Below are 1017 nucleotides of genomic sequence, written 5' to 3' on the forward strand. Positions count from 1 at the left end.
GGCGACACGCCCGTAGAACCGCTCTTCGATGGCGCGTACCCGCCGGGTCCGCACCACGCGCAGCAGCCCGGCGTCCACCAGTTGGTTCACGTGGTACGCGACGCTGCTCTTCGGCCGGTCGACCGCGCGGGCCAGCTCGTTCACCGTGGCGGCGCGTTCCAGGAGCAGTTCCAGGAGCGTGCTGCGCAGCGGGTCGGCGAGCGCGCGCAACTGCTCCGGGGCGGTGACCACGAGCAGGTCCTCGAGGTCGTAGTCCGGGATCCGCTGATTGACCGACATTTCTCGACCGTTCTAAGATTCTGGTTCGTTCGATAACTCTGGTCTGACAACTCAGGAGTGTAGTGATGGCCGAGATCGTGCTCTTCCACCACATTCAAGGGCTCACCGACGGCGTACGCGCCCTCGCCGACTCCCTGCGCGCCGGCGGACACACCGTGCACACCCCGGACTTATTCGGCGGCGAACGGCCGGCCACCATCTCCGACGGCGCCGCGCTGGTCAAGCGCATCGGCGGCGACGTCCTCGACCAGCGCGCCGACGCGATCGTCGCCGACCTGCCCGCCGACCTCGTCCACGCGGGTGTCTCCTGGGGCGCCGCCATCGCCCAGCGGCTCGCCCAGACCCGGCCCGGCGCCCGGGCCGCCCTGCTCTACGAAGCCTGCCTGCCGGTGACCGGTGAGTGGGCGATCGGCCCCTGGCCCGACGGCGTGGCGGTACAGGTGCACGGCATGGAGCAGGACCCGTTCTTCGGGCTGGAAGGCGACGTGGACGCCGCCCGCGAGCTGGTGTCGATCGTCGGCCCCGAGCGCGGCGAGCTGTACGTCTACCCCGGCGACCGGCACCTGTTCACCGACAACTCGCTGCCCTCGTACGACGCCGAGGCGACCGCGCTCGTGGTGAGCCTCAGCCGCGAACTGCTCGACCGGCTCGCCTGACGCCTACTCGTCACCCCGCAGCCGCGCCAACTCGGCCGCGTACTCGGCGTCGGTCAGCACCCCGCGCTCGTACTGCCGGGTC

At 70.8% G+C, this 1017-nt stretch carries 2 protein-coding genes; one reads left to right on the forward strand and one right to left on the reverse strand.

Going from position 1 to position 1017, the window contains the following annotated elements; genetic code table 11:
- Positions 1-279 (reverse strand): helix-turn-helix domain-containing protein (locus AB0L34_RS34455; protein ID WP_363709870.1); only part of this gene is annotated, 279 nt, incomplete at its 3' end.
- Between the two features lie 65 nt (positions 280-344).
- Here AB0L34_RS34455 and AB0L34_RS34460 point away from each other — a divergent pair.
- Complete coding sequence (locus AB0L34_RS34460) at positions 345-935, forward strand: dienelactone hydrolase family protein (RefSeq protein WP_357172797.1); 591 nt, start codon at positions 345-347, stop codon at positions 933-935.
- Positions 936-1017 lie beyond the last annotated feature (82 nt).

The sequence above is a fragment of the Micromonospora sp. NPDC052213 genome, assembly GCF_040679695.1.
Lineage (GTDB): Bacteria > Actinomycetota > Actinomycetes > Mycobacteriales > Micromonosporaceae > Micromonospora.

Excerpts from the sequence above, each read along its gene's own strand:
- AB0L34_RS34460 (WP_357172797.1), top strand. The coding sequence starts at position 345 with ATGGCCGAGATCGTGCTCTTCCACCACATTCAAGGGCTCACCGACGGC.